Consider the following 26,483-nt stretch of genomic DNA (forward strand, 5'->3'; position numbering starts at 1 on the left):
GAACCACGGTTTCCGGGACGGCCACACCCGTCGGCCCGCACAATCGCTCCATGGGGGGAATCTGGGCGTGGCTGCTGGCCCTGCTGCTCGGGACGACCGGACCGGTGGCCGGCCTGTCGTCCACCGGGCCGGACACCCCGCCGCCCACGCCGTCGCTGGTCACCCCGTCGCCGGTCGCCCCGGGCGGGTCGGACTCCTGGCACGGCTTCGCCCCGGGCGCCGACGGCACCCTGGTCCGGATCTCGATCCACCAGGGGTACGTCAGTGCGCAGCTCAGCCTGTCCGCCGACGGCCGGATCGTGCGGGTGAGCGACACCTCGGTGCTGGCCAGGCGGGACGGGTTCGTGACCTGGCAGGTCTCCGACGCCGCGCTGCAGCGGGCGCTGGGGTCGCTGGCCAGGCTCGGGATCCTCGACGCGGCGCCGGGCACGTTCGGTGAGGGCGCCGTCTCGCCGTCCGGCCGGTCGGTCGCGTTCTTCCTCGGCCAGGGCCGCGTGATCTCCGGGTCGCAGGAGTCACCCCGCTTCGACCGGCTCTGGCGCGCGGCCACCCGCCTGGCCGACCCCGCGTCGTACGGCGACGGGCTGGTGTCCCGACCCGAGCCGTGGGTGCCGGACGAGATCGGGCTCGTCCTCAGCCGGCCCGACGCCGCCAATCCCTATCCGATGGCCACCTGGCCGTTCGACCGGTCGATCGAGCAGATGGCGCGTCCCGCCCCACCGGGGTCGCTGGGCGACCTCGCCGTGTGCCTGCGGGGGGCGGACGCCGCGAGGCTGTTCGCGTCGCTGCCCGGAGGCGTCGTCGCGGTGTTCCGCTGGTCGGACGGGACCGCGACCTGGAGCGCGCGGGTGGACGTGACGACGCCCGGCTACCGCCTCTCCGGCGGCGGGTGCGACCCGGTCTGAGGCACGAGGTCGGGCCTGCGGTCGGTGATGCAGTACGCCGGACCCGCGGGCGCGGCCATCAGCGTCCAGCCGCGCCCGAAGTCGTGGACCGCGCGTGCACCCAGGGCCACGTGCCGAGCGGTCTCCGCGACCCGGTCGGTGGTCGCGAGGTCCAGGTGCGCCCGCACCGGGCCGTCCTGCTCGTCGAGCCGCTGCAGCAGGAGCTGGAGCGCCGGACGGTCCTCGCCCCTCAGCCGGGAGAACTCGTCGTGCTCGCCGTCCGCGTCGTGGCGCAGCCCGGTCACGGCGCTCCAGAACGCGCACTCCCGCTCGTGGACCGAGGCCGGGATGTCCAGGCAGACCTGGTCGACGTACGACGCGTGCCCGCCGGGCCAGGTCGTCGGGCGCGGGCGGGTGGATGCGCGGTGGCGGACGAAGCAGAACACCAGGCCGCCGGGGGACGAGAGCACGACGTACCCGTGCTCGGGGCGGTCCAGCACCCGCGCGCCCAGTCCCTCGGCGCGGTCCGCCGCCGCGACCGGGTCGGTGACGTGCAGGTCGAGGTGGATGCGGGAGGGACCGTCACCGAGCCGCTGCACGCGCAGGAAGTCGTCACCGGCCGGCGGCACCAGCGTCGCGAACTCGTCGTGCTCGCCGCGCGGCTCGGAGAGGCCGTAGCCGGTCACGCCCTGCCAGAACGCGACTCCCCGCTCGTGCTCCGCGGGCGCGAGGTCGAGGAACGCGCTGATCCAGAACGGCGCGACGAGCAGGCGCTCGTCGCGCACCTCAGAGGACATGGTCACCGATGAGGCGTCCGAGCGAGCGGATGTCGACGCCGCCCTTGAACTCGAGCCGCACCCGGCCCAGCCCGCTGAACCAGAGCTCGAGCTCGGCGTCGAGGTCGAAGGTGCCGGCGGTCTCCACGCTGAACGCCTGGATCTTCGAGTACGGCAACGAGGTGTAGTCCCGCTTCTTGCCGGTCAGGCCCTGCACGTTCAAGGAGATCAGCCGCTTGTTCGTGAAGACGACGGAGTCCCGGATGCCCTTGAAGCTCAGGAACACCTGCTCGCCGGCCACGAGCATCGGGCCGATCTCGGCCATCAGGTCCTGCGGGTTGCTGGGACTCAGCTTGACGAAGGTGCCGTTCTGGAAGTCGATCATGGCCGACGAGCGTAGATCCTCGTGCCCGGGCACGGGGGCGACTGACACGCCCAGCACGGGGACCGGGAGCTCGCGAGCTCCTGGCCCCACTCACGCGGGAGGACGACTGCTGGTGCCGCGAGCTGCCGGTCCGTGTGCGTGCCGGTCGGCGACCGGTCAGGAACCGACCGGGTGACAGTCGTGCCCGCACCCACCGGGAGCGGGCGGGCCGTCGGCGTGCGACGCCGGGCGGTGCAGGACGGCGTGGGACGGGGTGACCCGGACGTCCTCGCCGTCGACCTCGGCCGTGCCGTCGACCAGCAGCGTGAACCCGCGGGCCTCGACGGGCGGGAACAGCACGGTGACGGCGGCGTTGGCGGCCACGTTGCCGCAGGACCCGCGGCCCGGCCCGGGCACGACCAGCGCACCGCCGACCACCTCGGGCTCGACGGTCACGGCCTTGACCCGCCCCTCGGGCGAGGCGGTCAGCAGGTAGCCGGCTCCGAAGTCGGTCAGTGCCCTGGCCAGGTCGGCCACGTCCACCGGGATGCTCATGGTGCCGAGCGTACGTCGACCCAGCGCTCGCCGGCGGGCACGGCGGCTGCGGTGCCGCCGGTGAGCTCGGCGACGAGGGCGTGCAGGCGCTCGACCTGGGCAGGGGGCACGCCGAGGAGCAGCCTGACCTGGGCGGCGTACGCCGTGTCGAGCACCGTCACGCCCCGGCTGCGCAGCTCGCTCTCGACGCGACCGGCGTCGGCGTGGCCGACCTCCAGGGCCAGCTCGCGCACCAGGTCACGGCGCAGCGTCCCGGTGGCGTCGAGCCCGGCCCGCACCGCGTCGCCGTACGCCCGGACCAGGCCCCCGGCACCGAGCAGGGTGCCGCCGAACCAGCGGGTGACCACCGCGACCACGTCGCTCACCCCGCGACCGCGGAGCACCTCGAGCATCGGGGCCCCGGCGGTCCCGGCCGGCTCGCCGTCGTCGCTGGAGCGCTCGACGGCGCCGTCGGGGCCGAGGACGAACGCGGAGCAGTGGTGCCGGGCGTCCCAGTGCCGCTTGCGCAGCCCGTCCACGACCGCCCGGGCGGCCGCCTCGTCCTCGACCCGGGCGAGCGTGCACAGGAACCGTGACCGCTTCACCTCGATCTCGGCCTGCCCGTCGCCGGCGACCGTGAGGTAGGAGCTCACCACACCCCCACGATCCCGCCACCGATCCGGATGATGAAGGCCGAGACGACGACGATGAAGAAGACCCGGACGAAGCGGGTGCCGCGGGAGACCGCCGTACGCGCCCCGAGGTAGCCGCCCGCCAGGTTGCACACCCCCATGACCAGCCCGACCTTCCACAGCACGGCGCCCTGCGGGACGAAGACGCAGAGCGCCGCCGCGTTGGTGGCCCAGTTGGCCAGCCGGGCCTTGGCGGAGGCCTCGAGGAAGCTGTAGCCGAGCAGCCCGACGAGCGTGAACACGAAGAAGCTGCCGGTGCCCGGCCCGAGCGCGCCGTCGTAGAACCCGACAGCCAGCCCGGTGAGCATCGCCGCGATCGTGTGCCGGTGGCCGGAGAAGCGCAGCGCCGTCTGCTCCCCCAGGGCGGGGCGGAGCAGCACGTAGGCGCCCACGACCACCAGCGCCACCAGGACCAGCGGGTCGAACACGTCGGCCGGGATGTGGGTGGCCACCAGCGCCCCGAGCACCGAGCCGGTGAACGCCAGCAGCATCAGCGGCCCGAAGGTCCTCGGGTCGGGCCGCACCCGGCGGTAGTACGTCGCGCTGCTGACCGTGGTGCCGCAGATCGACGCGAGCTTGTTGGTCGCCAGCACCTGCACGGGGGCGGCGCCGGGCAGCCCGAGGAGCAGGGCGGGCAGCTGGACCAGCCCTCCCCCGCCGACCACCGCGTCGACGAACCCCGCCGCGAGGCCCGCCAGCCCGAGCAGGACGGTCACGGTCACGGAGGGGTCGGCCACCGCGCGATCGTATGTGCGTCGTGCGGTCCAGGGCGCGGCCGGGCGCACCCTGGACCGCACGACCCCGCTGCCTAGGGTGGTGCCGTGCGCATCGTCTCCCTGCTCCCGTCGACCACCGAGATCCTGTTCGCGATCGGTGCGGGCCCGGACGTGGTCGGCGTGACGTTCGAGTGCGACCATCCGGCCGAGGCGCGCACCCGCCGGATCGTGTCCACCTCGGCGATGCCCGAGGGGCTCACGCCTGCCGAGATCGACGCGTTCGTGGCGACGGCGATGTCGCGTGGCGAGGACCTCTACCACCTCGACGAGGGTGCCCTGGCCGGGCTCGACGCCGACCTCGTGGTCACCCAGGACCTCTGCGCGGTGTGCGCGGTCGACGTGTCGGTGGTCGACGACGCGCTGGCCCATCTCGGGTGCAGGGCCGAGGTGCTCACCATCGACCCGCACACCATCGACGAGGTGAACGCCTCGATCCTCACCCTGGGGCAGGCGACCGGGCACGGGGCGGAGGCGGCCGCCCTCGTCGACTCGCTGCGGGCCCGCCTCGACGCCGTACGCCGCCGCGTGGCCGGCCTCCCCCGGCCGCGCGTGATGCTGCTGGAGTGGACCGACCCGCCGTTCGCGCCCGGCCACTGGGTGCCCGAGATGATCGAGGCCGCCGGGGGCGAGCCGCTGCTCGGCCGGGCCGGCGCGAAGTCGGAGCGGGTCACCTGGGAGGCCGTGCACGCGGCCGCGCCCGACGTCGTCGTGGTCGCGCCGTGCGGCTTCGACCTGGCCGGCGCGACCCGGCTCGCGGACGAGCTCGTCGCCTCGGGCGTGCTGCCCGACGGCGTCCCCGTGCACCCGGTCGACGCGAACGCCTCCTGGGCCCGCCCTGGCACCCGCCTCGTCGACGGGGTCGAGGAGCTGGCGGCGATCCTGCACCGTTGAGTTGGGCCGGATTCGGCTGTGAGTTGGGCCGAATTCCGGAACCAGGCCCAACTCACAATCGAACGAGGCCCAACTCAACCATGAATCCGGCCCAGCTCGACGCGGGGGTCAGTCGCCCACCCAGGACCCCCGGCCGCCGAACCAGTCGCCGTAGCCCCCGGCGCCCGGGCCCGGGCCGCGGGAGCCGAGGTAGGACCCGACCACCGCCGCGCCGAGGTCGTCGAGCTCCGGCGCGACCACCCGGCCGTCCACCCGCCTGGCCATCGAGTCGATGAACCTGGCCAGGCCGGGGTCCTCGCCGAGCCGGAAGAACGTCGTCTGCGCGCCGAGCCGCCCGGCGTTGTCGAGCTCCTTGACGGCGTACGCCACGGTGAGCGGGTGCGGCGGGTAGGAGAAGTAGACCTCCCCGTCGGGTTCGAGGTGCGACGTCGGTTCGCCGTCGGTGACGATCAGCAGCACCGGCTGGGCGCTGGGGTGCTTGCGGAAGTGCCGGTTCGCGAGCAGCAGCGCGTGGTGCAGATTGGTGCCCTTGTCCCACATCGCGTCCAGCGCGGTGAGCTGCTCGATCTCCATCACCTCGGCGTGCCGGCCGAAGCCGATCAGCTGCAGGTGGTCGCCGCGGAAGCGCGAGCGGATCAGCGTGTGCAGCGCGAGCGCGGTGCGCTTCATCGGCACCCACCGCCCGTCCATCGCCATCGAGAACGACGTGTCGACCAGCAGCGCCACCGCTGCCTGGGTCCGCGCCTCGGTCTCGGAGACCTCCACGTCGCCGATCTCCAGCCGCACCCCGCCGCGGGCCGACCCGCCCTCGGCGACGGTACGGCGCACCGCGTTGGTCACCGTGCGCGTCACGTCCCACGGCTCGGTGTCACCGAACGCCCACTCGCGGGTGGCCCCCGAGAGCTCGCCCGCGGCCCCGGCCTGACGCAGGTCGCGCTGGCCCTGCCGCCCCGACATCCGCTGGGCCACGTCCCGCAGCAGTGCCTTGCCGAGCTGGCGCATCGCCTTGGGGCTCAGGCGGTACTGACCGTCGGAGCCGCGCTTGAGGTAGCCGGTGTCGCGCAGCGCCTGCTCGAGCTGTTGCAGGGTGCGGGCGTCGACGGCCGCCGCGTCCCCCAGCTGGCGGGTGAGCTTGTCGAGGTCGAGGTCGTCCATCCGGGCGCCGCCGTAGGACTGCGAGAGCTGCTCGGACAGCTCGTCGAGGTCCGCGAGGTCCTGGAGCACGCCGGTGCCGTCGCCGAGGCCCAGCCCCTGCTCGCCGTCGAAGCGCTCCGAGCCGCCCCAGTCCTCGCCCGGCCGCAGCGCCTGGAGGTTGGCGTCGAGCTGGGACAGCGAGCTCATCAGCTCGGGCGACCCGAAGGCCTGCGCCGCGAGCGCGTCGAGCTCGTCGCGCTGCTCCTGGGTCATCGAGTTGCGCATCCGCTGGGCGGCCGCGGCCCGCTGGGCCAGCGAGTCGAGCAGCTCGTCGATGTCCTGCGGATTCTCGGGGAAGAAGTCGCCGTGCTTGTCCATGAACTCGCGGAACTGCTCGTCGGTGTCCTCGCCGCGGCGGTGCGCGTCGAGCAGCTCGTTGAGGTCCTGCAGCATCTCGTTGATCGCCGCCCGATCCTCGTCGGTGGCGTTCTCGAGGGCCTGCTTCATGCCGGCGAACCGCTGGTCGAGCATCTCGCGGCCGAGCAGGTCCTTGATCTTCTCGTAGTCCTCGCGCGCCTCCCGCGAGGACCAGTCGTAGTCCGACAGCTCGCTGACGGCCGCCGCCGTCGACGCGGGGAGGTTCTCCAGCTGCATCTCGCGGAAGGCCCGGTCCGCGTCGTCCATGTCGACGTCGCGGACCAGCTGCTTGCGCTCCTCCAGCAGCGCGTGGTCCAGCAGCTCGCGGACCTCCTGCAGGGTGCCGTCGAGGTTGTGGCGCTGCAGCAGGTCCCGGCGGCGCTCGGCCACCCGCCGGGCCAGGTCGTCCAGGCCGGTCTGGTCCCGGCCGCCGCGGCGCAGGAACTCCCGCATCGCGCGCTCCGGGGAGTAGCCGGCCATCACGTCCTGGCCGATCGCGTCCAGTGCCTCCGCGAGGTCGACCGGTGGCGCCAGCGGGTCCGGCCCGCCGGCGTACCGGCCGTAGCGGGAGCGGTGGCCGTGGGTCGGTCTAGCCATAGACGGTCTCGCCGCCTCCGGTCTCCTTGCTGACCTTGCGGGCCAGGTAGAGACCCTCCAGGGCCAGCTCGATCGCGCCGGCGCGCTGGCCGTCGTTGGTCGCGCCCAGCCGGTCGCAGACGTCGTCGTAGAGCTCCGACTCCCCCAGCACCGGCAGCCCGGTGAGGAAGTCCCGGGCCGTCACCTGCTCGCCGGTGGTGACCAGGGAGCCGTTCTCGATCGCCTGGACGAGGACGGCGAAGTCGATGCCGCGGAAGTGGTGCCGGACCGTCTCGGCGGTGGCGGTGCGCAGCAGGTGGGTGAGGATCTCGTGCTCGCGCCCCTCCTCGCCGGACTCGAACTCGATCTTGCCGCCGAGCACGTCGACCGCGGTCTCGAGGTCGACGACCCGCGCCACCGCGTCGTCCTCGCCCTGCGAGGTCGCCCGGTGCAGCGCGGCGGCGGCGATCGTCTCGGCCCCGGCGATCGCGAAGCGCGCGGAGACGCCCGAGCGCTGGTCGACCGCGCTGGAGTCGCGCAGCGCGCGGGTGAAGCGGGCCAGGATCTCCACGAGGTGGTCGGGCACGTCGGCGACCAGGTGGGCCTCCTGGCGGATGACCGCGACCTCGTCCTCGATCTCGGTCGGGTAGTGGGTGCGGATCTCGGCGCCGAACCGGTCCTTGAGCGGGGTGATGATCCGGCCCCGGTTGGTGTAGTCCTCAGGGTTCGCGCTCGCGACCACCAGCACGTCGAGCGGCAGCCGCAGCACGTAGCCGCGGATCTGGATGTCGCGCTCCTCCATCACGTTGAGCATCGCCACCTGGATCCGCTCGGCGAGGTCGGGCAGCTCGTTGATCGCGACGATGCCGCGGTGGCTGCGCGGGATCAGCCCGAAGTGGATCGTCTCGGGGTCACCCAGCGAGCGCCCCTCGGCCACCTTCATCGGGTCCACGTCACCGATCAGGTCGGCCACCGAGGTGTCCGGGGTCGCCAGCTTCTCGGCGTACCTCTCGTCGCGGTGGCGCCAGGCCACCGGCAGCTCGTCGCCGAGCGTCTCGACGCGCCGGCGGCTGGTCACGGTCACCGGCTCGTAGGGGTGCTCGCCCAGCTCGCTGCCGTCGATGACCGGGGTCCACTCGTCGAGCAGCCCGACCATGGTCCGCAGCAGGCGGGTCTTGCCCTGGCCGCGCTCGCCGAGGAGCACGACGTCGTGGCCCGCGATGAGCGCGCGTTCGAGCTGCGGGATGACGGTGTCCTCGAAGCCGTGCAGTCCCGGCCACGGGTCACGCCCCTCCCGCAGGGCCGCGAGCAGGTTGTCGCGGATCTCCTGGCGCAGCGTCTTCAGCTGGTGCCCGGATGCCTTGAGTTCGCCGACGGTGGTGATCGTGGGAGCAGAGGTCACGCTTCGACGCTACTCACGCGCACAACCGGGCAGGTGACGCGCAGGTTAACGTGCGCAGGTGGCTGCCTCCCTCCAGAAGCCCTGTCCCTGCGGCGCGCCCGCCCCCAGCGGCGAGCCCGCGGCGTACGACGCGTGCTGCGGCCGCCTGCACCGGGGCGCCGCCCAGGCGGTCACGGCCGAGGAGCTGATGCGCTCGCGCTACTCGGCGTACGCCGTCGCCGACACCGACCACCTCTTCCGCACCTGGCACCCGCGGACCCGGCCGGACGACCTCAGGCTCGACCCGGCGACGACCTGGACCGGGCTGCGCATCCTCGGCGGGACCGCGGGAGGGCCGGAGGACGAGCGCGGCACGGTCGAGTTCGAGGCCCACTACGAGACGCCGGCAGGCGAGGGGGTCCTGCACGAGGACAGCCGTTTCCAGCGGCGGGCCGGCCGCTGGGTCTACGTGGACGGGAAGGTCGGCTGAGCCGAGGTGACCTTGGGCCCTGACCGCCGGCGGTGGACAGGCGCCACGGTGGGGCTGTGATCGAGCAGCTGCGCCCGGCGGCCGACCCCGGACCCACGGCCGGGGAGACCCTGGTCGCCGACATCATGTCCCGCAGGATCGTGGCCATCCGGTCCGACGCGGACCTCTCGGTCGCGCTCGACACCTTCCTGCGCACCGCGCTGCGCCACCTCGTGGTGGTCGACCCCGACCGCACCTGCCGCGGGCTGCTGTCGGCCGAGCAGGTGCTCGCCCTGCTCGGCACCACCGGCCGTCGCTCGCGCCGGGTCGCCGACCACGTCCGGCCGCAGCAGCCCCGGGTGCACCAGGCGGAGCCGGTCCGGAACGCGGCGCAGGTGATGGTCCTCGAGCTGGTCGACGCGCTCCCGGTGGTCGACGACGACGGCCGGGTGGTCGGCGTGGTCACGTGGAGCGACATCGTCGCGATGGTGGCCGGCCGGCACCTGCGCGGCGACCGGCCCTGAGCGCAGGGTCCGGTCAGGACGGCTCCGGCTCGGGCACGACCGCCACGACGCACGACGCGTGCTCGAGCACGGTCGACGCCACGGAGCCGTAGACCATCCCGGACACCTTCCCGGAGGGGTGGAACCCCACGACCACCAGGTCCATCTGCGCCGAGGCGCGCACCAGGCAGTCGTCGGCCAGGCCGCGGGCCAGCTCGGTGCGGACGTTGACGTCGGGGAACTTCTCGGTCATCCCGCTGAGGGACTCGGCCAGCAGCAGCCGCTGGTCGTCGTACCCCTCGGCGTCCGCCGGGATCAGGTGGGCGCCCGACGTGGCGCCCGCGGCGTCCCAGAAGCAGTGCATGACGGTCAGCGGGAGGCGGCGCAGCGACGCCTGGCGGTAGGCGAACTCCAGCGTCGCGTGGCACCGGTCGGTGCCGTCGGCGCCCACCAGCACGCCGCGGCGTACGGCGCCCACCTTGTGCGGGCGCAGGATCACGACCGGGCACGACGCGTGCCGCGAGACCCCGACGCTGACCGACCCGAGCACCAGGCTGCGGACCGGCCCGCGGCCCCGCGACCCGAGCACGACCATCGCGGCCTGCTCGGACAGGTCGAGCAGCGCCTCGCGCGGGTCGACGAGGCGCAGCACCTCGCGGATCTCCAGCCCCGGGGACCGGCGCAGCACCCGCTCCCGCGCCGCGTCGAGCAGCACCTGCCCGTCGGTGCGCATCGCGTCGATGATGTCGCGCTGGTTCACGCCCGCCTGGTCGAGCCACGCGGTCCCGCTGGTGCCGAGCGGCCCGAGGGCGTGCACGACCGTCAGCGGACGGCGCTCGAGCGTGGCCTGCTCCACCGCCCAGTCCAGGGCCTGCCCGGCCGACTGCGACCCGTCGTACCCGACGACCACGGTCCCGGCGGGGACCCCGGCGTCGTGGGTGCTGGTCTCCATCAGTGTCACGCTCCGCATGTCGAGGGCCCCTCCGGCCGGTTCCACGCTCGCGCACGCGTGGGCCATCGGGGAGGGCGCAACGGGCCGGGGCGAGGGGACCATCGACCCTGACCGCCCCCGCACCGCCGACCGGACGATGGGGGGTGGAGGGACGAGGCGAGAGGAATGCTCCGTGCACGAGATCATCGACATGGAACGCGAGGAGTGCGAGCGGCTCCTGCGCGCCGGCGTGGCGGGCCGGATCGCGATCTCCACGCCGAACGGACCGCACATCGTCCCGGTCAACTACTCGGTCGTGGACGACGCGATCGTCGTGCGCACCTCGCCCTACAGCCTGCTGGGCAGCTACGGCCGCGGCACCACGCTGGCCTTCGAGGTCGACCAGTTCGACCACGAGAACCAGCGCGGCTGGAGCGTGGTCGCCCGCGGGCGCGGCGAGTTCGTCACCGACATCGAGGAGCTCGACCACATCCGCGAGGTGTGGAGCCCCCGGCCGTGGGCCGGCGGGTCGCGCACCCTCTACCTGCGGCTGCGCTGGACCGAGCTGTCCGGCCGCCGCGTCGGTGCCGGGTGGGACCCGCTCTCCCGGATGCCGGTGGGACGCACGCTCTAGGAGCGGCGCCCGGAGTGCCGGGTCGGGTCGGGCGGCGGTCAGGCGCGGGACGCCGGCCGCGGCCCGAAGCGCACGCCGACCACGCCCTGCACCGTGCTGGCCAGGACCCGGGCCGTCTCCTGCTGGTGCGGCTCGTCGGGTCCGTCGAGGACGACCACCCCGTCGGTCACGTCGACCTGCGCCTCGAGACCGGCCGACCGCAGCAGCTCGTCGACCTCGGCCTCGATGCGCGCGTCGCTGCGCGCCAGCACCGCCACGATGTCGCGCCGGCTGAGCACGCCGACCACGACGCCCCGGTCGACGACGGGCAGGCTCTTCACGGCGGTGCCGCCCATCAGCTCGGCGGCGACCGCCACGTCGGCGTCGGAGCGGACGCTGAGCGGGAAGTGGCTCATCGCGTCCGCGACCCGGGCACCCACGACGCCGGACGAGACGTGCGCGGGGCGCTCGTGCGCCCGGGGGTCGGGCAGCACGCTGTCGCGCAGGACGTCGGCCTCGCTCACCACGCCGACCAGGACTCCCTGCTCGTCCACCACCGGCAGGGCCGTGATGCCGTGCTCGGTGAGCAGCCGGGCCGCCTCCTTGACCGATGCGTCCGGGGGCACCGTGACCGCCGGGCTGCTCATCAGCTCACGCACCAACATCGGGCCTCCTCCGGTCCGTCGGCGACAGTCGCTCCCCGGAGGTCCCGCTCCGGCTCCTGCCCCGCTCCAAGGACAGCGGCCCGGGGCCCGCTCCCGGCAGGGCCGACGGCCCCCGCAGGCGGGGCACAACGGCCCTGTGGCACCCCAGCCCCGAACACGCAGGATCGCGGCATGACCGTGCACCCTGCGTCTCGGCCCTCGCGTGCGCGGGCGGGCGGGCTCACCCGGACCGGCCCCGTGGCCGGCCCGCCGGCGGCCGACGTGCTGCTCGCCGACGGCACCGTCGCCGTCGTCCGGGCGGTGCGGCCCGAGGACCGCCCCGGCCTGGAGGCCCTCCACGAGGAGGCCTCCGACGTCAGCCTGCGGATGCGCTTCTTCGCCACCAGCCGGCGGGCGGGGCACGACTACGTCGCCCACCTGTTCGACGGCGGCGGCGCCGACACCGTCGCCTGCCTGGTGGCCACGGTCCGGGACCGCATCGTGGCGCTCGCGACCGCCGAGCGGGTCGGGCCCGACGAGGCCGAGGTGGCCTTCCTGGTCGCCGACGCGCTGCGCGGACGCGGCGTCGGCAGCCTGCTGCTGGAGCACCTCGCGGCCGCGGCCCGCAACCAGGGCGTACGCCGCTTCGTGGCCGAGGTCCTCCTGGAGAACACCGGCATGCTGCACGTCTTCCTCGACGCCGGTTTCGAGATCGCCCGGCACACCGAGATGGGCACCGTGCACGTGCAGATGGGCACCACCGCCTCGGCCCGCGCGGTGACGGCCGCCGACGAGCGCGAGGCGGTCTCCGAGGCGCACTCGCTGGCGCCCCTGCTCTACCCGCGGACGGTCGCCGTCACCGGCGTGCGCCGCGACGGGAGCGGCGTCGGGGCGGCGGTGCTGCGGTCGATCGTGGCCGGCGGGTACGCCGGCGACCTGTGCGTCGTGCACCCCCAGGCGACCGAGGTCGACGGCGTGCCGGCGTACCGCAGCGTCACCGAGGTCCCCTGGCACGTCGACCTGCTCGTCGTGGCCGTCCCCGCCGAGCGGGTGCCCGCCACGATCCAGGACGCCGCCACGGCCGGCGTCTCTGCGGCGGTGGTCATCTCCTCCGGCTTCGAGGAGCTGGGCCGCGTCGGCGCCGGCATCCAGCGCGAGGTGCTGCGGGTGGCGCGCGACCACAGCATGCGGCTGGTCGGACCCAACTGCCTGGGGCTGATGTCCAACCACCCCGACGTGCGGCTCAACGCCACCTTCAGCCCCGAGGTGCCCCCGCCCGGCGGGCTGGCGATCGCCTCGCAGTCCGGCGGGGTCGGCATCGCCCTCATCGACGTGGCCCGGGATCTCGGCCTGGGCATCGGCAGCTTCGTCTCGCTGGGCAACAAGGCGGACGTCTCGGGCAACGACCTGCTGGCCGCCTGGCGCGACGACCCGCGGGTGGCCGCGGCCGCGCTCTACCTGGAGTCCTTCGGCAACGCCCCCAAGTTCGCCCGCGTCGCTCGGCGCTTCGCCGAGCACAAGCCGCTGCTGGCGGTCGTGGGTGGCCGCTCGGCGGGCGGCCGGCGTGCCGGGGCCTCGCACACGGCCGCGGCGACGACGCCCGGTGTGGGGGTCGACGCGCTGTTCGCGCAGGCCGGTGTGATCGGCTGCCGCAGCGCCGAGGAGATGGCCGAGACCGCGCTGCTGCTGGCCGAGCAGGGGCTCCCCGAGGGACCCCGGGTCGCGGTCGTCAGCAACGCCGGGGGCCTCGGCGTGCTCGCCGCCGACGAGGCGGACCGTTGCGGCCTCGTCGTCCCCGAGCTGTCGGCACCGCTGCGCGGGCTGATCGCGCGCCACGTCACCGGGACCGCCGGCGACGGCAACCCGGTGGACGCCGGTGCCGGGGCCGACGCGGAGGCCGTCGCCGCGATCACCACGGCGCTGCTGGACTCCGACGAGGTGGACGCGGTGCTGGTGCTGCTGGTCCGCACCAACGTCACCGACCCGGGGCCGGTGCTCGCGGCGCTGGCCCGCTGCCGCGCGGCCCACCCCGGCAAGCCCCTGCTGCTGGTGCCCATGGGCGGTCTCGACGCTCGCCGCGCCGACCTGCCGGGCATCACCGTCCTGGACTCGGCGACCTCCGCCGTCCGGGCGCTCAGCCACACGAGCGCGTACGCCGCGTGGCTGCGCGTCCCGCGCGACGAGCCGGTGTCGACCGACGAGCAGGTGGCCGCGCACGCACGGTGGGTGGCCGACGACCTGGTCGCCACGACCGCGACCGATGACGGCTGGCTCTCGGTCGAGCAGGTCGACGACCTGCTGGGTCCCTACGGGCTGCACCCGCTCGGCACGCTGGTGCACAGCCCCCTCGCCGCCTCGACCGCCGCCGGGCGGACCGGCTTCCCCGTCGCGGTGAAGGTCGCCGACCAGCGGGTCGTCCACAAGACCGACCGCGGACTCGTCCGGGTGGGCCTGCAGTCGGCGTTCGAGGTGCTGGGGGCGGCCCGGGACTTCGAGTCCCAGCTGGGCCACGACGACGTGCCCGTCCTCGTCCAGCCCGTCGTGTCCGGCGTGGAGGTGGCGCTCGGCATCGTGCGCGACCCGGGGTTCGGGCCGCTGGTCATGGTCGCGGCCGGCGGCGTCGCCACTGACCTGTGGGACGACCGGGCGTTCCTGGTGCCGCCGGTGAGCCGGTCCGACGCCGCCCGGGCGCTGCGCTCGCTGCGCATCTGGCCGCTGCTGGAGGGCTACCGGGGTGGACCGGCGGCGGACGTCGAGGGGCTGGTGGACCTGCTCACCTCGCTGGGCGCCCTCGCCGTCGACGTGCCGCAGCTCGCCGAGCTCGACCTGAACCCGGTCGTCGCCGGCCCCGACGGCTGCGTGCTGGTCGACATCAAGGCCCGCCTGGCCACCGGCCCGCTGGTCGACGCCGGGGTCCCCCGGCAGCTGAGGAGCCCCCGATGACGGCGCCCGTCGTGGACCTCCCGCTACCCTCCGAGGACGACGCCGGGCTGCCCGGTGCCGCCCAGGCCCTCCTCGAGGCCGTGGTCGCGATCTCCTCCGACCTCGACCTGCACGCGGTGCTCACCCGCATCGTCGAGGCGGCCAGCGAGCTGACCGGCGCCCGGTACGGCGCGCTGGGCGTCGTCGGCCCCGACGGCCGGGGCCTGGTCGAGTTCATCACGACCGGCCTGGACGAGCAGCAGCGCGCCCGGATCGGTGACCTGCCCCACGGGCGCGGCATCCTCGGCCTGCTGATCGAGCACCCGGAGGTGATCCGGCTCGAGGACCTCACCGCCCACCCCGAGTCCTTCGGCTTCCCACCGGGTCATCCCCCGATGTCCTCGTTCCTGGGCGTACCGGTCCGGATCCGGGGCACGGTGTTCGGCAACCTCTACCTGACCGAGAAGGCCGGCGGCACGGGGTTCACCCAGCGCGACGAGCTCCTGGTCCGCGGCCTCGCGACCGCGGCCGGCTTCGTGATCGAGAACGCCCGCGCCTACGGGCGCAGCGAGCGGCACCGCCAGTGGCTCGAGGCCTCGGCCGAGCTGGCCGACGCCCTGGAACCCCCGATCGACACGGCGAGCGCTCTCCACTGGGTGACCCGGACGGTCGCGTCGGTGTCGGGCGCGCTCGCGACCGCCGTGATCACGCGGGACGGCGCCACCACCACGACGACCGACCCGAGCGACGCGCGCGTGCAGCGGGTCCTCGAGCGGGTCGCCATGCTGATGGAGCTCGACCGGGGGCAGGAGATCGTCGAGCTGCGGTCCGAGGGGCTCACCGCGACGGCGATCCCGCTCCGGGCGCACCTGTCCGCCTCGGCGGTGCTCGTCACCCTCGTCGAGGGGGACCCTCTCCCCGCGCACGTGGACGAGCGCGAGCTGCTGGCGTCGTTCGCCGACCAGGCGGCGCTCGCGCTGGACCGGGTCACGGCGTACGCCGAGCGCGAGGAGCTGGCGGTGATCTCCGACCGTGAGCGGATCGCCCGCGACCTCCACGACACCGTCATCCAGCGGCTCTTCGCCACCGGGCTGCGGCTGCAGGGCACCGCGATGGTCGCGGAGAACCCGGAGCTCGCGAGCCGTCTGGAGCAGGCGGTGTCCGACCTCGACCTGACCATCCGCGACATCCGCGGGACCATCTTCGAGCTCCAGCACCACACGGCCGGCTCGCTGCGGGCCGAGCTGCGCGCGGTCGTGCGGGAGTACGCCCCCGCGCTGGGGTTCACCCCCGCGGTCCGCACCAGCGGGCCGGTCGACACCGCTGTGCCGGACCAGGTGCGCGAGCAGCTGCTGCCGGTGGTGCGCGAGGCGGTCTCCAACGTCGTCCGGCACGCCCGCGCAGGATCGGCCGCCGTCGCGCTGCACGTCGCGGACAACGAGCTGCGGCTCGTCGTCGAGGACGACGGCGTCGGGTTGGGCCACGAGGTGGCCGAGAGCGGCCTGCGCAACGTCCGGGACCGCGCGGGCGACCTGGGCGGCGAGCTCGAGGTCCGGCCCCACGAGCCTCGGGGCACCGTCCTGGAGTGGCGGGTCCCACTGGCCGCTCGATGAGCTCGTCGGGGCCCTGGGCTCGACCTGGGCTCGACCGGGTCCCTGGCGTGCCGACGGCCACCCGCGTGCGCGGGTGGCCGTGGCGTCGTACCGCTGGATCTCAGCGCAGGACGGAGTGCTTGCGGACCAGCTCGGTCCGCGACCACCAGCGGCCCAGCCCCCAGGTGTCGCCGGCGTTCAGCAGGGCAAGTGCCACGACGGTGATCGCGCCGAGGACGTGCTCGTCGATGAGGGGGTTGTTCTCCGGGGGCAGCACGACGGTCCACATCATCACGTACATCACGGCCCCGGCCGCCGCTCCGATCCGCATCCCGGCGCCCAGGGTCAGCGCCACACCGACCCCGAGCAGGCCGAGCATGAACAGCCAGTCGGCCCAGGCGGCGCCCGCGATGGAGTGGTAGAAGCCCTCGAACGGACCGTCGGCCCCGAACTTCAAGAAGCCCTCGGTCGGGCTGCCCCCGTGGATCCACGCGGCGTCACCGAAGCGGTCGAGGTTGCCCTGCTGGTCGTACCCGGTGTGGTAGCCGAGGGCCAGGAGCTTGTCGAAGAACGCCCACAGGAACGTGAAGCCGAACGCGATGCGCAGGGTGGCGACCGTGCGACGGGCGGCGAGCGCCTGGCGTCGACCCGGTGCCTGGATGTCCGCGGCGGACGTCATCGCCGGGGTGTCGCCGGCCACGTGCCGGCGGTGGTGGATCACGCTCATGAGGGCCTCCTGGGATCGGATCGTCCCCCCGAGGATCCCGCCGCGGCCGGTCCCCACGGCAGAGCGCTACGTCACCCGGTGGCCTGCCCATGGTCACCCGTCGGGGGGACCTGAGACCGGGGGCGGACCGGGGCGTGGGCGGCGAGCAGGCCACCGACCGGCGCGCGGAGACAGTGGCCCCGCACCGCCCGGCCGACCACCCGAGAGCCAGCGGTCAGCAGGCCACCGATCAGCTCAAGGAAACGGTGGCCCACTCACCGCCCACGAGGGCGCGTGGGCTACCGCGTCGAGTCCGGAGCCGGGTCCAGGAGCTTGGCGGCGAGCACGGCGGCCTGGGTCCGGCGCTCGAGGCCGAGCTTGGCCAGGATGCTGGAGACGTAGTTCTTCACCGTCTTCTCGGCGAGGTACATCCGCTCGCCGATCTGGCGGTTGGTCAGCCCCTCGGCGATGAAGCCGAGCAGCTTGAGCTCCTGGTCGGTCAGCTCGGCGAGCTCGGGCGCGGTCGCGGGGCCGTTGCGCACCCGCTCGAGCACCCGTGAGGTCAGGGTGGGGTCGATCAGCGAGTTCCCGCCCGCGACGTGGCGCACCGCGCTGATCAGGTCCGATGCCTTGATCTCCTTGAGCACGTAGCCGGCCGCCCCGGCCATGATCGCCGCGAACAGCGCCTCGTCGTCGTCGTACGACGTGAGGATCAGCGCGTTGATCGACGGGTCGACCGCACGGATCGAGCGGCACACCTCGATCCCGGAGCCGTCCGGCAGCCGGGCGTCGAGCACGGCGACGTGCGGTCGCAGCGCGGGGATGCGGTGCGCCGCGTCCTCGGCGGACCCGGACTCCCCGACCACCTCGATGTCGCCGGCGGCCTCGAGCAGGAAGCGCAGCCCCTGACGCACCACTTCGTGGTCGTCCAGGAGGTACACGCGGATGGGTCCGGTTTCGGTCATGTCCTCATTGTCTACGTCCACGTGCCACCTGTCCTCAGTCTGCCGGGGAGAGCCGTCGCCGTGTCCCCGCACTCGGTGATGTCCAGGACCCGGTCGACACGGTCGAGTCCCACAGTGCCATGCGTGATCCAGACCACGCTCCGCGCCACGGGTCCACCGGCGCGCGCATCGGCCAGCACCTCCCGCGCGAGCTCCTCGGCGGTGGCGTGGTCGAGGTGGGCCGTCGGCTCGTCGAGCACGAGCACCGGCTGGTCGGCGAGCAGCGAGCGCGCCAGGCCGATCCGCGCCCGTTCGCCGCCGGAGACCGCAGCCTTGCCGTCGCCGACCCAGGTGTGCAGGCCGTCCGGGAGGCCGTCGAGCCAGGGCCCCAGGCGCGCCTGCCGGAGGGCGCCCTCGACCTCGTCGTCACCGGCACCGGGCCGGGCCAGCCGCACGTTCTCCACCAGCGTGGTGGCGAAGACGTGCGGGTCGTCGTCGACGAGACCGACCTGACGGCGTACGTCGTCCAGCGCGAGGTGGCGCAGGGGTACGCCGCCCAGCGCGACCGTCCCGCGCCAGGGGTCGACGAAGCGCAGCAGCAGCGCGGCGAGCGTGCTCTTGCCGGAGCCGGACGGGCCGACCACCGCGACCCGCTCCCCGTCGGCGAGCGCGAGCGAGAGGTTGCGCAGCGCGGGTGTGTCCCCCCAGCCGGCGAGCACCCCGACCACGTCGACCCCGTGCGCGGGGGTGGCCGGGAGGGGCGCCACCGGCCCGGTCACCGCCGGGGCCATCGCCTCGAGGTCGCCGAGCCGGCGCTCGGCCGCCGCGGTGCGGGCGGCCAGCGCACCGGAGTCGGCCAGCGGCAGCGCGACGTCGCCGAGGGCCAGCGGGAGCAGCACCAGCAGCGCGAGGAGCGGAGCGGTGAGCACGCCGTCGGCGGCCGCGGGGGCACCGAGCACCGCGGTGGCCGCGACGCCGAGACCCACGGCGAGCAGCACGACCGCCCGCGCGGCGGCCGACCAGCCGGCGGCCCGGGCCGCGGCCGAGGTCAGGCCCTCGCTGGCGGCCACGACGGTCCCGGTCGCGGCCGCCTCCGCCTGCCACATCGCGAGCTCGGGGGCGACCTGGGTGACCTCGACGACCCGCTCGGAGAGCAGCGCCCGACGGTCCACGGCGTCCCGCTCGGCCCGGCCGGCGCCGGTGCGGGCGAGCAGGTACGCCGTGGCGCCGCCGACCAGGCAGGTGGCACCGACGACCAGGCCCGCCACCGGGAGCAGGACGGTCGCGAGGACCGTGGCCGCGAGGGCCACGAGGACGAAGCCGCGCACCGGCATCCGGACCCGCAGCTCGCGGTCGACGACGCTGTCGACGTCGTCCACCACGGACGCCAGCAGGTCACCGCGACGACGGCCGAGACGGCCGGGGGTGAGCGGAACGAGGGCGTCGTACACCTGCACCCGGCGCTGCGCCAGCAGCCGCAGGGCGACGTCGTGGGAGCGGATCCGCTCGACGTACCGGAGCACCGGCCGGGCCAGCCCGAAGGCGCGCACCGCCACGACCGCGACGAGCAGGGTCAGCACCGGCGGCCGGGTCGAGGCCTGCACGATCAGCCAGCCCGCCGTGGCGGTGAGCGCGACGCCGGAGGCGGACGCGAGAGCGCCCACCACGGTGCTGCCCAGCAGCGCACGACTCGACGCCGCCGGGGCAGGGGGCTCCGGGTCGGCGACGGGGCTCGGCGCACTCGCTGCCCGCGAGCCGGTGGGCGCTGGGGTCGCAACGGGACGGTCGGGCACGGGGGGCGGGGTCAGGACCAGGACGCGGTCGGCCACCTCGGCCATCGCCGGCCGGTGGCTGACCACGACGACGCTGCTGGTGCGGCCGAGCTCGGCCACGGTGTCCACGATGACCTGCTCGGTCAGCTCGTCGAGGTGGGCGGTCGGCTCGTCCAGCAGCACCCAGGGCCGCTCGGCGAGCACCACCCGCGCGAGGGCGAGCCGGGCCCGCTCCCCCGCCGACAGGCCCGCGCCGTCCTCACCGACGGTCTCGTCCAGGCGGCGGGGCAGGCAGCGGATCCGCTCCTCGAGGGCGACCCGGCGCAGGGCGTCCCACAGCCGGTCGTCGGTCGCCCCGGGAGCGGCGAGGCGCAGGTTGTCGGCGATGCTGCCGGTGACGAAGACCGGCCGCTGCGGCAGCCAGGCGACCCGGCGGCGCCATGCGTCGCCCCCGACCGGCAGGCCACCGGCGCACACGGTGCCGCTCGTCGGCGGGACCAGCCCGGCGAGTACCGAGAGGAGCGTGGTCTTGCCGCAGCCCGACGGCCCGGTCAGCAACGTGACGCCCCGCTGGGGCAGGTCGGCGCCGAAGGCGGTGAGGGCGGGGGTGACCCGCCCGGGGTGCACGACGGTCAGGTCCCTGACCTCGAGTGGACCGGCGGCAGCGGTGCCGGGCTCGTCCGGGGTCCCGTCCACCAGCGCGCTGACCGCCTCGAAGGTGGCGACACCCTCGGCTGAGGCGTGGAACTCGGCGCCGACCCGCCGCAGCGGCCAGTACGCCTCGGGAGCCAGCAGCAGCACCAGCAGGGCCGTGTGCAGCCCGAGGCCCCCGGCGGCGAGCCGGACGCCCACCACCACGGCCACCAGCGCGACCGAGAGGGTGGCGACCAGCTCCAGCACGGCCGAGGACGCGAAGGCCAGCCGGAGCGTGCCCAGGCTGGCCCGGCGGTAGCGGTCGGTGACCGCGCGGATGGTGCCCGACTGCGCCTCGGCGCGACGGAACGCCACCAAGGTGGGCAGCCCGCGCACGACGTCGAGGAAGTGCCCGGACAGGGAGGCCAGGGCCCGCCACTGCGACTCGGCGCGGTCGCGGGTGGCGAGGCCCACGAGGGCCCCGAAGACCGGGACCAGCGGCAGGGTGCACGCCACGATCAGCGCGCTCAGCAGGTCCTGGGTGGCGATCGCGACCACAGTGAGCGCCGGGAGGAAGGCGGCGAGCACGAGGGCGGGCAGGTAGCGGGTGAGGTAGGGCTCGGCGGCGCTGACGCCGCGGGTGGCGAGGACCGAGAGCTCCCCCGACGCCTCGGTCGTGCCTGCCCGGCGCAGGACCGCCCGCACCAGCCGGCGGCGCAGGTCGTTGCCGACGACGGCGGCCGCCCGGGCGGCGAGCAGGTCCACGCCCCACCCGGTCGCTGCCCGGGCCGCGAGCACGGCCACCGTGGCCAATGCCCAGCGCCCGAGCTCGGCGCGGTCCAGCGGGTCGTGAACGGCGGCCACGACCAGGCCGGTGACCACCCAGGCCTGGGCGATCACCAGCAGGCTGCCGAGGGCGCCGCCGGCCACCACCCCGGACAGCTCGCGACGCGCCGGCCGCAGCTGGCGGCGTACGCGCGGGTCGCCGGGCCTCACCGAGCCGGCACCTGCGCGGGTGTCTCCGGGATGTGGTGCACCGCGATCCGGCGCCGGAACACCCAGTACGTCCAGCCCTGGTAGGCCAGCACCAGCGGCGTGAAGACCACGGCGACGACCGTCATGATCTTGAGCGTGTACGCCGTGGCGGCGGCGTTGGTAGTCGTCAGGCTGGTCCCGTCGGCCAGCGACGAGGGCATCACGTCGGGGAACAGCGCGACGAACAGCCCGGCCACCGCAAGCGCGATCGTCACGAACGTGCCTGCGAAGCCCCAGCCCTCCCTGGCCGCACCGATGGCCACCAGGCTCGCCACCAGCGCCGCTGCTGCGGCGACGAACAGCAGCCCGGAGCCGAGGTTGCCGGTGTCGACCTGGGTCCAGAAGAGGAACGCCACCGCCACCGCGGCGGCCAGCACGCCGAAGCGTGCCGCCAGGCTGCGCGCCTCGTGCCGGATCCGGCCGTCGGTCTTGAGCGCCACGAACATCGCCCCGTGGGTCAGGAACAGCAGCGCGGTGGTGAGCCCGCCGAGCAGCGCGTAGGGGTTCAGCAGGTTGAAGAAGCCGCCCGTGTACTCCAGGTCGGCGTCGATCGGCACCCCGCGCAGGATGTTGGCGAACGCGACGCCCCACAGCACCGCCGGCACGTAGGAGCCGATGATGATGGCCAGGTCCCAGCGGGCCCGCCACGCGGCCTCGGGGCGCTTGGCGCGGTACTCGAACGCGACGCCGCGGACGATCAGCGCCAGCAGGATCAGCAGCAGCGGCAGGTAGAACCCGCTGAACAGCGTGGCGTACCACTCCGGGAACGCCGCGAACGTGGCGCCGCCGGCGACCAGCAGCCAGACCTCGTTGCCGTCCCACACCGGGCCGATCGTGTTGATCAGCACCCGGCGCTCGCGGTCGTCGGAGGCCAGGATCGGCAGCAGCATCCCGACGCCGAAGTCGAAGCCCTCGAGGCAGAAGTAGCCGATCCAGAGGACGGCGATCAGGCAGAACCAGACGGTGGTGAGCTCCATGGTCGTCCCTCCTCAGTAGGCGAACGCCAGCGGGCGGTCGGGGGTGTCCGTCGGTCCGGTGTCCTCGGGCGTGGGCTCTGCCCCGGCCCGGACGTACTTGAGGACCAGGCCCACCTCGACCACGGCGAGCACCGCGTAGACGAGCGTGTAGGCGATCAGCGAGGTCAGCACCGTGCCGGCCCCGACCCCCGGGGAGACGGCGCTGGACGTCGTCATCAGCCCGAAGACCGCCCACGGCTGCCGGCCCATCTCGGTGAAGATCCAGCCGAAGGAGTTCGCCGCGACCGGGAGCAGCGGCATGGCGACGGCCAGCCACACCCAGGCGCGGCCGGACGGCACCCGGCCCTTGCGGGTCACCCAGAGGATCAGCGCGGCGCCGGCCGCGGCCAGCAGGCCCAGGCCGATCATCAGCCGGAAGCTCCAGTAGGTGACCGGGATGACCGGGGTGTAGTCACCCGGCGAGTAGTACGTCGCGCCCGGGTCCTCGCCGTACGTCTTCTGGTACTCCGCGCGCAGCTGGTTGATGCCCTCGACCGTGCCGTCGGTGTGGCCGGTCGCGAGGAAGGACAGCAGGCCGGGCACCTTGATCGCGAACTTCTCCTCGTCGCCGCTGAGGCTGCCGATCGTGACGAGCGAGAAGCCCGCCGTGTCCTCGGTGTCGTAGAGCGCCTCGGCCGCCGCCATCTTCATCGGCTGGACCTCGGTCATGATCTTGCCCTGGATGTCACCGGTGACCGCGACGCCGAGACCGGCCACCAGGGCCACCGCAGCGCCGGTGCGGACGGCCCGGCGGTACATGCTCCGGTCGTCGTCGCCCAGGCCGCGGCGCATCATCGACCAGAAGGCCACGCCGACCACGAACGCGGCGCCGGTGAGGTAGGCCGAGAGCACGACGTGCGGGAAGGTCACCAGCTGGACCTTGTTGAACAGCACGGCCGCGAAGTCGTGCAGCTCGGCACGGCCGGTGTCGGGGTTGAACTCGTAGCCGACCGGGTGCTGCATCCAGGAGTTGGCCGCGAGGATGAAGTACGCCGAGAGCAGCGTGCCGACGTGCACGATCCAGATGCAGCTCGCGTGCAGGCGCGGCGAGAGCCGGTCCCAGCCGAAGATCCACAGCCCCAGGAACGTGGACTCGAGGAAGAAGGCCAGCAGGCCCTCGATGGCCAGTGGCGCCCCGAAGATGTCGCCGACGAACCGCGAGTAGTCGCTCCAGTTCATCCCGAACTGGAACTCCTGCACGATGCCGGTCACCACACCGATGGCGAAGTTGATCAGGAAGAGCTTGCCGAAGAACTTCGTCAGCCGCAGCCAGTGCGGGTTGCGGGTGCGCACCCACGCCGTCTCGTAGCCCGCCACGATCGCCGAGAGGCCGATCGTGATCGGCACGAAGAGGAAGTGGTAGACGGTGACGATGCCGAACTGCCAGCGGGCGATGTCGAGGGGATCCACGAAGACTCCTGGGCCGGGACGCACGGGTGAGATGTCTCGACGTTAAGAGACTCACCGGACGCCCCGGACCGGCCGGAGGCAACCATCAGGCGGGACCGAGGCAACGTCCTCGGAGGACCAAGGTCCCGTGTGACCGGGTGACAACGTCGAGTCGGCGCAAGTGCAGGCCCGAAAAGCGTCGAGTCGGCGCAAGCTCGTCAGGTGCTGACGAGCTTGCGCCGACTCGACGGGTATTTCGCGCGAGGTTGCGCCGACTCGACCTCCGGTCAGGTGCGGGCGAGGAACGCCAGCAGGTCCTGGCGGGTGAGCACGCCGACCGGCTTGCCGTCCTCGTGGACGAGCACCGCGTCGGCGGACTCCAGCATCTTCACCGCGGCGCTCGCGGGCTCGGAGGAGCCGATCGTCGGCAGCGCGGCCGACATGTGCTCCTCGACCGGGTCGGTCAGCTTGGCGGTGCCGGCGAAGAGCGCGTCGAGCAGGGCGCGCTCGGAGACCGAGCCCGCCACCTCGGCGGCCACGATCGGGGGCTCCGCGCGGACGACCGGCATCTGCGAGACGCCGTACTCCTGCAGGATGTGCACCGCCTCGGCGATCGTCTCCGCGGGGTGGGTGTGGACCAGGTCGGGCAGCCGGCCGTCCTTGCCGCGCAGCACGTCGCCGACGGTCTGCTCGTCGCCCTCGGTCCCCTCGACCGGGAAGCCGTACTGCGCCAGCCACTCGTCGTTGAACACCTTGGTGAGGTAGCCGCGGCCGGAGTCGGGCAGCAGCACCACGATCACGGCGTTCTCGCCCTCGGGGGTGCCGGCCAGCTCCAGCGCGAGCTGCTTCGCGGCGTACGCCGCCATGCCGGACGAGCCGCCGACCAGCAGCGCCTCCTCGCGGGCGAGCCGGCGCGTGAACGCGAACGAGTCGGCGTCGGAGACCTCGATGATCCGGTCCGCGACGGTCCGGTCGTAGGTCTCGGGCCAGAAGTCCTCGCCCACCCCCTCGACGAGGTAGGGCCGGCCGGAGCCGCCGGAGTAGACCGAGCCGGCCGGGTCGGCGCCGATGATCTTGACGTCAGGGTTCTGCTCCTTGAGGTAGCGCCCGATGCCGCTGATCGTGCCGCCGGTGCCGACGCCGCAGACGAAGTGGGTGATCCGCCCCTCGGTCTGCGCCCAGATCTCCGGCCCGGTGGTCTCGTAGTGCGAGCGGGGGTTGTTCGGGTTGGAGTACTGGTCGGGCTTCCAGGCGCCCGGCTGCGAGGCGAGCCGGTCGGAGACGTTGTAGTAGGAGTCCGGGTGCTCGGGGGCGACCGCCGTGGGGCAGACGACGACCTCGGCGCCGTACGCCTTGAGCACGTTGCGCTTGTCCTCGCTGACCTTGTCAGGGCAGACGAAGATGCACTTGTAGCCTCGTCGTTGGGCCACCATCGCCAGGCCGACGCCGGTGTTGCCGGACGTCGGCTCCACGATCGTGCCGCCGGGCTGCAGCGCGCCGGACGCCTCCGCGGCCTCGATCATGCGGGTCGCGATGCGGTCCTTCACGGAGCCACCGGGGTTGAGGTACTCAACCTTGGCCAGCACCAGCGGGCCCTTGCCGGGCTGGTCGGAGGAGTCGTCGAACGAGGGTCCGTCGGGGGTGGCGAGGGACCGCGAGAGCCTCAGCAGCGGGGTGTTGCCGATGAGGTCGAGGAGAGAGTTCACGTACTGCATCCGGCCAATCTATTGCGCGGTGTGGCCAACCCCCCAATAACCGGCACGTCGCGCCGCCCGCGGAACCCCGTCTCGGTCGCTTCCGTAAGGTGAGGGCGTGGGGAAAGCCGGTGCCGCTCGCAAGCTCGCGTCCGCCGCCGCCTTCGGTGGTGGCGGCCTGTCCGCGCTCGGCGCCGGGCTCTTCGGCGTGCTGACTCTCGAGGCGAAGCTGGCCCGGCGCACCATCGGCGTGATCCGCGAGGAGCCGCCGCCGGACGCCACCGGCTGGTACGGCCGCGGCCGCCCCGGGCCGGCGATCAAGGTGGCCCTGCTCGGCGACTCGAGCGCGGCGGGGTACGGCGTCGACCGGGTCGAGGAGACCCCGGGCGCGCTGCTGGCCAGCGGTCTCGCCGAGCGGGCCGACCGGCGGGTGCACCTGCGTGAGTTCGCCGTCGTCGGTGCCCAGACCTCCGACCTCGCGGCCCAGATCGAGCGGGCGCTGCCGATCGAGCCGGACGTGGCGGTGATCCTGATCGGCGCCAACGACGTCACCCACACGGTGCTCCCCTCCCACTCGGTGCGCCAGCTCTCCGAGGGAGTACGCCGGCTCCGCGAGGCCGGCGTGGCCGTGGTCGTGGGCACCTGCCCGGACCTCGGGACGATCAAGCCGATCGCTCCCCCGCTCAAGCAGGTCGCCCGTGCCTGGTCCCGGCGGCTCGCCGCCGCGCAGACCATCGCCGTGGTCGAGGAGGGGGGCCGCACGGTCTCGCTCGGCTCGATCCTGGGGCCCGAGTTCGCCGCCGCGCCCGCGATCCTGTTCGGGCCGGACCAGTTCCACCCATCCGCCGACGGCTACCGGTCGCTGGTGACGGTGCTGCTGCCCTCCACGCTGGCCGCGCTGGACCTGATCCCGGAGGACGAGGCGCAGCCCGAGGCGTTCCGCGGCGAGGGCGTGCTGCCGATCGTCGCGGCGGCCGTGCAGGCGGTCAACAACCCGGGCACCGAGCTCGACGGCACCGAGGTGGGCGGCTCACGCCGCGGTGTGCGCGGCCTCTGGGTCGAGCTGCGCCACCGCCGGCGCCACCCGGAGACGCCCGGCGAGGCTCCCGAGGTCCACGACGACCACGACAGCGAGCCGGAGGGCGCCGACCGGACGGTGCCCGGTCCGCCCGCGTCGTGACCCGACGGCGGTCTG

The 26,483-nt window shown here is 74.1% G+C and carries 23 protein-coding genes; 8 read left to right on the plus strand and 15 right to left on the minus strand.

The window, feature by feature from the left end; genetic code table 11:
- The first annotated feature begins 50 nt into the window (after positions 1 to 50).
- Positions 51 to 905, plus strand: coding sequence for a hypothetical protein (locus ACFO9I_RS02935; RefSeq protein ID WP_379177623.1), 855 nt, complete (start codon positions 51 to 53; stop codon positions 903 to 905).
- Here ACFO9I_RS02935 and ACFO9I_RS02940 read toward each other — a convergent pair.
- The 5 genes from ACFO9I_RS02940 to ACFO9I_RS02960 form a co-directional block, all read right to left on the minus strand.
- Positions 869 to 1,681: a VOC family protein gene (locus ACFO9I_RS02940; RefSeq protein ID WP_379177926.1), complete on the minus strand. Its 813-nt coding sequence runs from the start codon at positions 1,679 to 1,681 to the stop codon at positions 869 to 871. The two genes, ACFO9I_RS02935 and ACFO9I_RS02940, sit on opposite strands and share 37 nt — an antisense overlap.
- A complete protein-coding gene (locus tag ACFO9I_RS02945; protein ID WP_379177625.1) occupies positions 1,671 to 2,045 on the minus strand; it encodes a PH domain-containing protein in 375 nt (124 codons plus the stop codon). Before ACFO9I_RS02945 ends, ACFO9I_RS02940 begins: the two co-directional genes overlap by 11 nt.
- 156 nt (positions 2,046 to 2,201) lie before the next feature.
- Positions 2,202 to 2,579: a pyridoxamine 5'-phosphate oxidase gene (locus tag ACFO9I_RS02950; RefSeq protein WP_379177627.1), complete on the minus strand. Its 378-nt coding sequence runs from the start codon at positions 2,577 to 2,579 to the stop codon at positions 2,202 to 2,204.
- Complete coding sequence (locus tag ACFO9I_RS02955; RefSeq protein ID WP_379177629.1) at positions 2,576 to 3,211, minus strand: YigZ family protein; 636 nt, start codon at positions 3,209 to 3,211, stop codon at positions 2,576 to 2,578. Before ACFO9I_RS02955 ends, ACFO9I_RS02950 begins: the two co-directional genes overlap by 4 nt.
- Entirely contained in the window at positions 3,208 to 3,987 is a 780-nt protein-coding gene (locus ACFO9I_RS02960) for a TSUP family transporter (protein ID WP_379177631.1), read from the minus strand. Before ACFO9I_RS02960 ends, ACFO9I_RS02955 begins: the two co-directional genes overlap by 4 nt.
- 84 nt (positions 3,988 to 4,071) lie before the next feature.
- Between ACFO9I_RS02960 and ACFO9I_RS02965 the strand changes: the two genes are divergently transcribed.
- Complete coding sequence (locus ACFO9I_RS02965; RefSeq protein ID WP_379177633.1) at positions 4,072 to 4,917, plus strand: ABC transporter substrate-binding protein; 846 nt, start codon at positions 4,072 to 4,074, stop codon at positions 4,915 to 4,917.
- Positions 4,918 to 5,025: 108 nt separating this feature from the next.
- On the opposite strand, the gene ACFO9I_RS02970 is transcribed toward ACFO9I_RS02965, so the two are convergent.
- Both ACFO9I_RS02970 and ACFO9I_RS02975 read right to left on the minus strand, forming a co-directional pair.
- Positions 5,026 to 7,065: a hypothetical protein gene (locus ACFO9I_RS02970; protein ID WP_379177635.1), complete on the minus strand. Its 2,040-nt coding sequence runs from the start codon at positions 7,063 to 7,065 to the stop codon at positions 5,026 to 5,028.
- The gene (locus tag ACFO9I_RS02975) at positions 7,058 to 8,446 is read right to left on the minus strand and encodes a magnesium chelatase (RefSeq protein ID WP_379177637.1); all 1,389 of its coding nucleotides are present in this window, start codon (positions 8,444 to 8,446) and stop codon (positions 7,058 to 7,060) included. The genes ACFO9I_RS02970 and ACFO9I_RS02975 overlap by 8 nt, the downstream gene beginning before the upstream one ends.
- A gap of 58 nt (positions 8,447 to 8,504) precedes the next feature.
- On the opposite strand from ACFO9I_RS02975, the gene ACFO9I_RS02980 reads away from it, so the two are divergent.
- Positions 8,505 to 8,915, plus strand: a complete 411-nt coding sequence (locus ACFO9I_RS02980; protein WP_379177639.1) for a YchJ family protein — start codon at positions 8,505 to 8,507, stop codon at positions 8,913 to 8,915.
- A gap of 56 nt (positions 8,916 to 8,971) precedes the next feature.
- Positions 8,972 to 9,418: an HPP family protein gene (locus ACFO9I_RS02985; RefSeq protein WP_379177641.1), complete on the plus strand. Its 447-nt coding sequence runs from the start codon at positions 8,972 to 8,974 to the stop codon at positions 9,416 to 9,418.
- A 13-nt stretch (positions 9,419 to 9,431) separates the two neighbouring features.
- Here ACFO9I_RS02985 and ACFO9I_RS02990 read toward each other — a convergent pair whose 3' ends face one another.
- The gene (locus ACFO9I_RS02990) at positions 9,432 to 10,367 is read right to left on the minus strand and encodes a universal stress protein (RefSeq protein ID WP_379177643.1); all 936 of its coding nucleotides are present in this window, start codon (positions 10,365 to 10,367) and stop codon (positions 9,432 to 9,434) included.
- Between the two features lie 154 nt (positions 10,368 to 10,521).
- Here ACFO9I_RS02990 and ACFO9I_RS02995 point away from each other — a divergent pair, with 154 nt between their 5' ends.
- On the plus strand, positions 10,522 to 10,962 hold the full coding sequence (locus tag ACFO9I_RS02995) for a pyridoxamine 5'-phosphate oxidase family protein (RefSeq protein WP_379177644.1): 441 nt from the start codon (positions 10,522 to 10,524) through the stop codon (positions 10,960 to 10,962).
- Positions 10,963 to 11,000: 38 nt separating this feature from the next.
- Here the strand turns inward: ACFO9I_RS02995 and ACFO9I_RS03000 are convergent, their stop codons facing one another.
- Entirely contained in the window at positions 11,001 to 11,606 is a 606-nt protein-coding gene (locus ACFO9I_RS03000; protein ID WP_379177646.1) for an HPP family protein, read from the minus strand.
- Between the two features lie 171 nt (positions 11,607 to 11,777).
- On the opposite strand from ACFO9I_RS03000, the gene ACFO9I_RS03005 reads away from it, so the two are divergent.
- Together ACFO9I_RS03005 and ACFO9I_RS03010 are read left to right on the plus strand one after the other, a co-directional pair.
- Positions 11,778 to 14,528 carry a GNAT family N-acetyltransferase gene (locus tag ACFO9I_RS03005; RefSeq protein ID WP_379177648.1) on the plus strand — a complete coding sequence of 917 codons (2,751 nt, stop codon included), beginning with the start codon at positions 11,778 to 11,780 and terminating at the stop codon, positions 14,526 to 14,528.
- A complete protein-coding gene (locus ACFO9I_RS03010; RefSeq protein ID WP_379177650.1) occupies positions 14,525 to 16,120 on the plus strand; it encodes a GAF domain-containing protein in 1,596 nt (531 codons plus the stop codon). Before ACFO9I_RS03005 ends, ACFO9I_RS03010 begins: the two co-directional genes overlap by 4 nt.
- Positions 16,121 to 16,220: 100 nt before the next feature.
- Here the strand turns inward: ACFO9I_RS03010 and ACFO9I_RS03015 are convergent, their stop codons facing one another.
- The 6 genes from ACFO9I_RS03015 to ACFO9I_RS03040 form a co-directional block, all read right to left on the minus strand.
- Entirely contained in the window at positions 16,221 to 16,826 is a 606-nt protein-coding gene (locus ACFO9I_RS03015; RefSeq protein WP_379177652.1) for a hypothetical protein, read from the minus strand.
- Positions 16,827 to 17,104: 278 nt separating this feature from the next.
- Positions 17,105 to 17,770: a response regulator gene (locus ACFO9I_RS03020; protein WP_379177654.1), complete on the minus strand. Its 666-nt coding sequence runs from the start codon at positions 17,768 to 17,770 to the stop codon at positions 17,105 to 17,107.
- Positions 17,771 to 17,781: 11 nt separating this feature from the next.
- On the minus strand, positions 17,782 to 21,150 hold the full coding sequence (gene cydD / locus ACFO9I_RS03025; RefSeq protein WP_379177656.1) for a thiol reductant ABC exporter subunit CydD: 3,369 nt from the start codon (positions 21,148 to 21,150) through the stop codon (positions 17,782 to 17,784).
- The gene (gene cydB, locus ACFO9I_RS03030) at positions 21,147 to 22,166 is read right to left on the minus strand and encodes a cytochrome d ubiquinol oxidase subunit II (RefSeq protein WP_379177658.1); all 1,020 of its coding nucleotides are present in this window, start codon (positions 22,164 to 22,166) and stop codon (positions 21,147 to 21,149) included. Before cydB ends, cydD begins: the two co-directional genes overlap by 4 nt.
- 12 nt (positions 22,167 to 22,178) lie before the next feature.
- Positions 22,179 to 23,615 (minus strand): cytochrome ubiquinol oxidase subunit I, encoded by a 1,437-nt coding sequence (locus tag ACFO9I_RS03035; protein ID WP_379177660.1) that lies wholly within the window; start codon positions 23,613 to 23,615, stop codon positions 22,179 to 22,181.
- A gap of 266 nt (positions 23,616 to 23,881) precedes the next feature.
- Positions 23,882 to 25,309, minus strand: a complete 1,428-nt coding sequence (locus tag ACFO9I_RS03040; protein ID WP_379177662.1) for a cystathionine beta-synthase — start codon at positions 25,307 to 25,309, stop codon at positions 23,882 to 23,884.
- A gap of 97 nt (positions 25,310 to 25,406) precedes the next feature.
- On the opposite strand from ACFO9I_RS03040, the gene ACFO9I_RS03045 reads away from it, so the two are divergent.
- On the plus strand, positions 25,407 to 26,468 hold the full coding sequence (locus ACFO9I_RS03045) for an SGNH/GDSL hydrolase family protein (protein WP_379177664.1): 1,062 nt from the start codon (positions 25,407 to 25,409) through the stop codon (positions 26,466 to 26,468).
- The last annotated feature ends 15 nt before the right edge of the window (positions 26,469 to 26,483 follow it).

The sequence above is a fragment of the Nocardioides sp. GCM10023255 genome (assembly GCF_042653125.1).
Taxonomy (GTDB): domain Bacteria; phylum Actinomycetota; class Actinomycetes; order Propionibacteriales; family Nocardioidaceae; genus Nocardioides.

What these genes read in the sequence shown, in the direction of transcription:
- ACFO9I_RS02970 (WP_379177635.1), bottom strand. Translation starts at nt 7,065, where the DNA reads ATGGCTAGACCGACCCACGGCCACCGCTCCCGCTACGGCCGGTACGCC.
- ACFO9I_RS03020 (WP_379177654.1), bottom strand. Translation starts at nt 17,770, where the DNA reads ATGACCGAAACCGGACCCATCCGCGTGTACCTCCTGGACGACCACGAA.
- ACFO9I_RS02950 (WP_379177627.1), bottom strand. Translation starts at nt 2,579, where the DNA reads ATGAGCATCCCGGTGGACGTGGCCGACCTGGCCAGGGCACTGACCGAC.
- ACFO9I_RS03000 (WP_379177646.1), bottom strand. Translation starts at nt 11,606, where the DNA reads ATGTTGGTGCGTGAGCTGATGAGCAGCCCGGCGGTCACGGTGCCCCCG.
- cydB (WP_379177658.1), bottom strand. Translation starts at nt 22,166, where the DNA reads ATGGAGCTCACCACCGTCTGGTTCTGCCTGATCGCCGTCCTCTGGATC.
- ACFO9I_RS02945 (WP_379177625.1), bottom strand. Translation starts at nt 2,045, where the DNA reads ATGATCGACTTCCAGAACGGCACCTTCGTCAAGCTGAGTCCCAGCAAC.
- ACFO9I_RS02990 (WP_379177643.1), bottom strand. Translation starts at nt 10,367, where the DNA reads ATGCGGAGCGTGACACTGATGGAGACCAGCACCCACGACGCCGGGGTC.
- ACFO9I_RS03010 (WP_379177650.1), top strand. Translation starts at nt 14,525, where the DNA reads ATGACGGCGCCCGTCGTGGACCTCCCGCTACCCTCCGAGGACGACGCC.
- ACFO9I_RS03015 (WP_379177652.1), bottom strand. Translation starts at nt 16,826, where the DNA reads ATGAGCGTGATCCACCACCGCCGGCACGTGGCCGGCGACACCCCGGCG.
- ACFO9I_RS02940 (WP_379177926.1), bottom strand. Translation starts at nt 1,681, where the DNA reads ATGTCCTCTGAGGTGCGCGACGAGCGCCTGCTCGTCGCGCCGTTCTGG.
- ACFO9I_RS03005 (WP_379177648.1), top strand. Translation starts at nt 11,778, where the DNA reads ATGACCGTGCACCCTGCGTCTCGGCCCTCGCGTGCGCGGGCGGGCGGG.
- ACFO9I_RS03040 (WP_379177662.1), bottom strand. Translation starts at nt 25,309, where the DNA reads ATGCAGTACGTGAACTCTCTCCTCGACCTCATCGGCAACACCCCGCTG.
- ACFO9I_RS02935 (WP_379177623.1), top strand. Translation starts at nt 51, where the DNA reads ATGGGGGGAATCTGGGCGTGGCTGCTGGCCCTGCTGCTCGGGACGACC.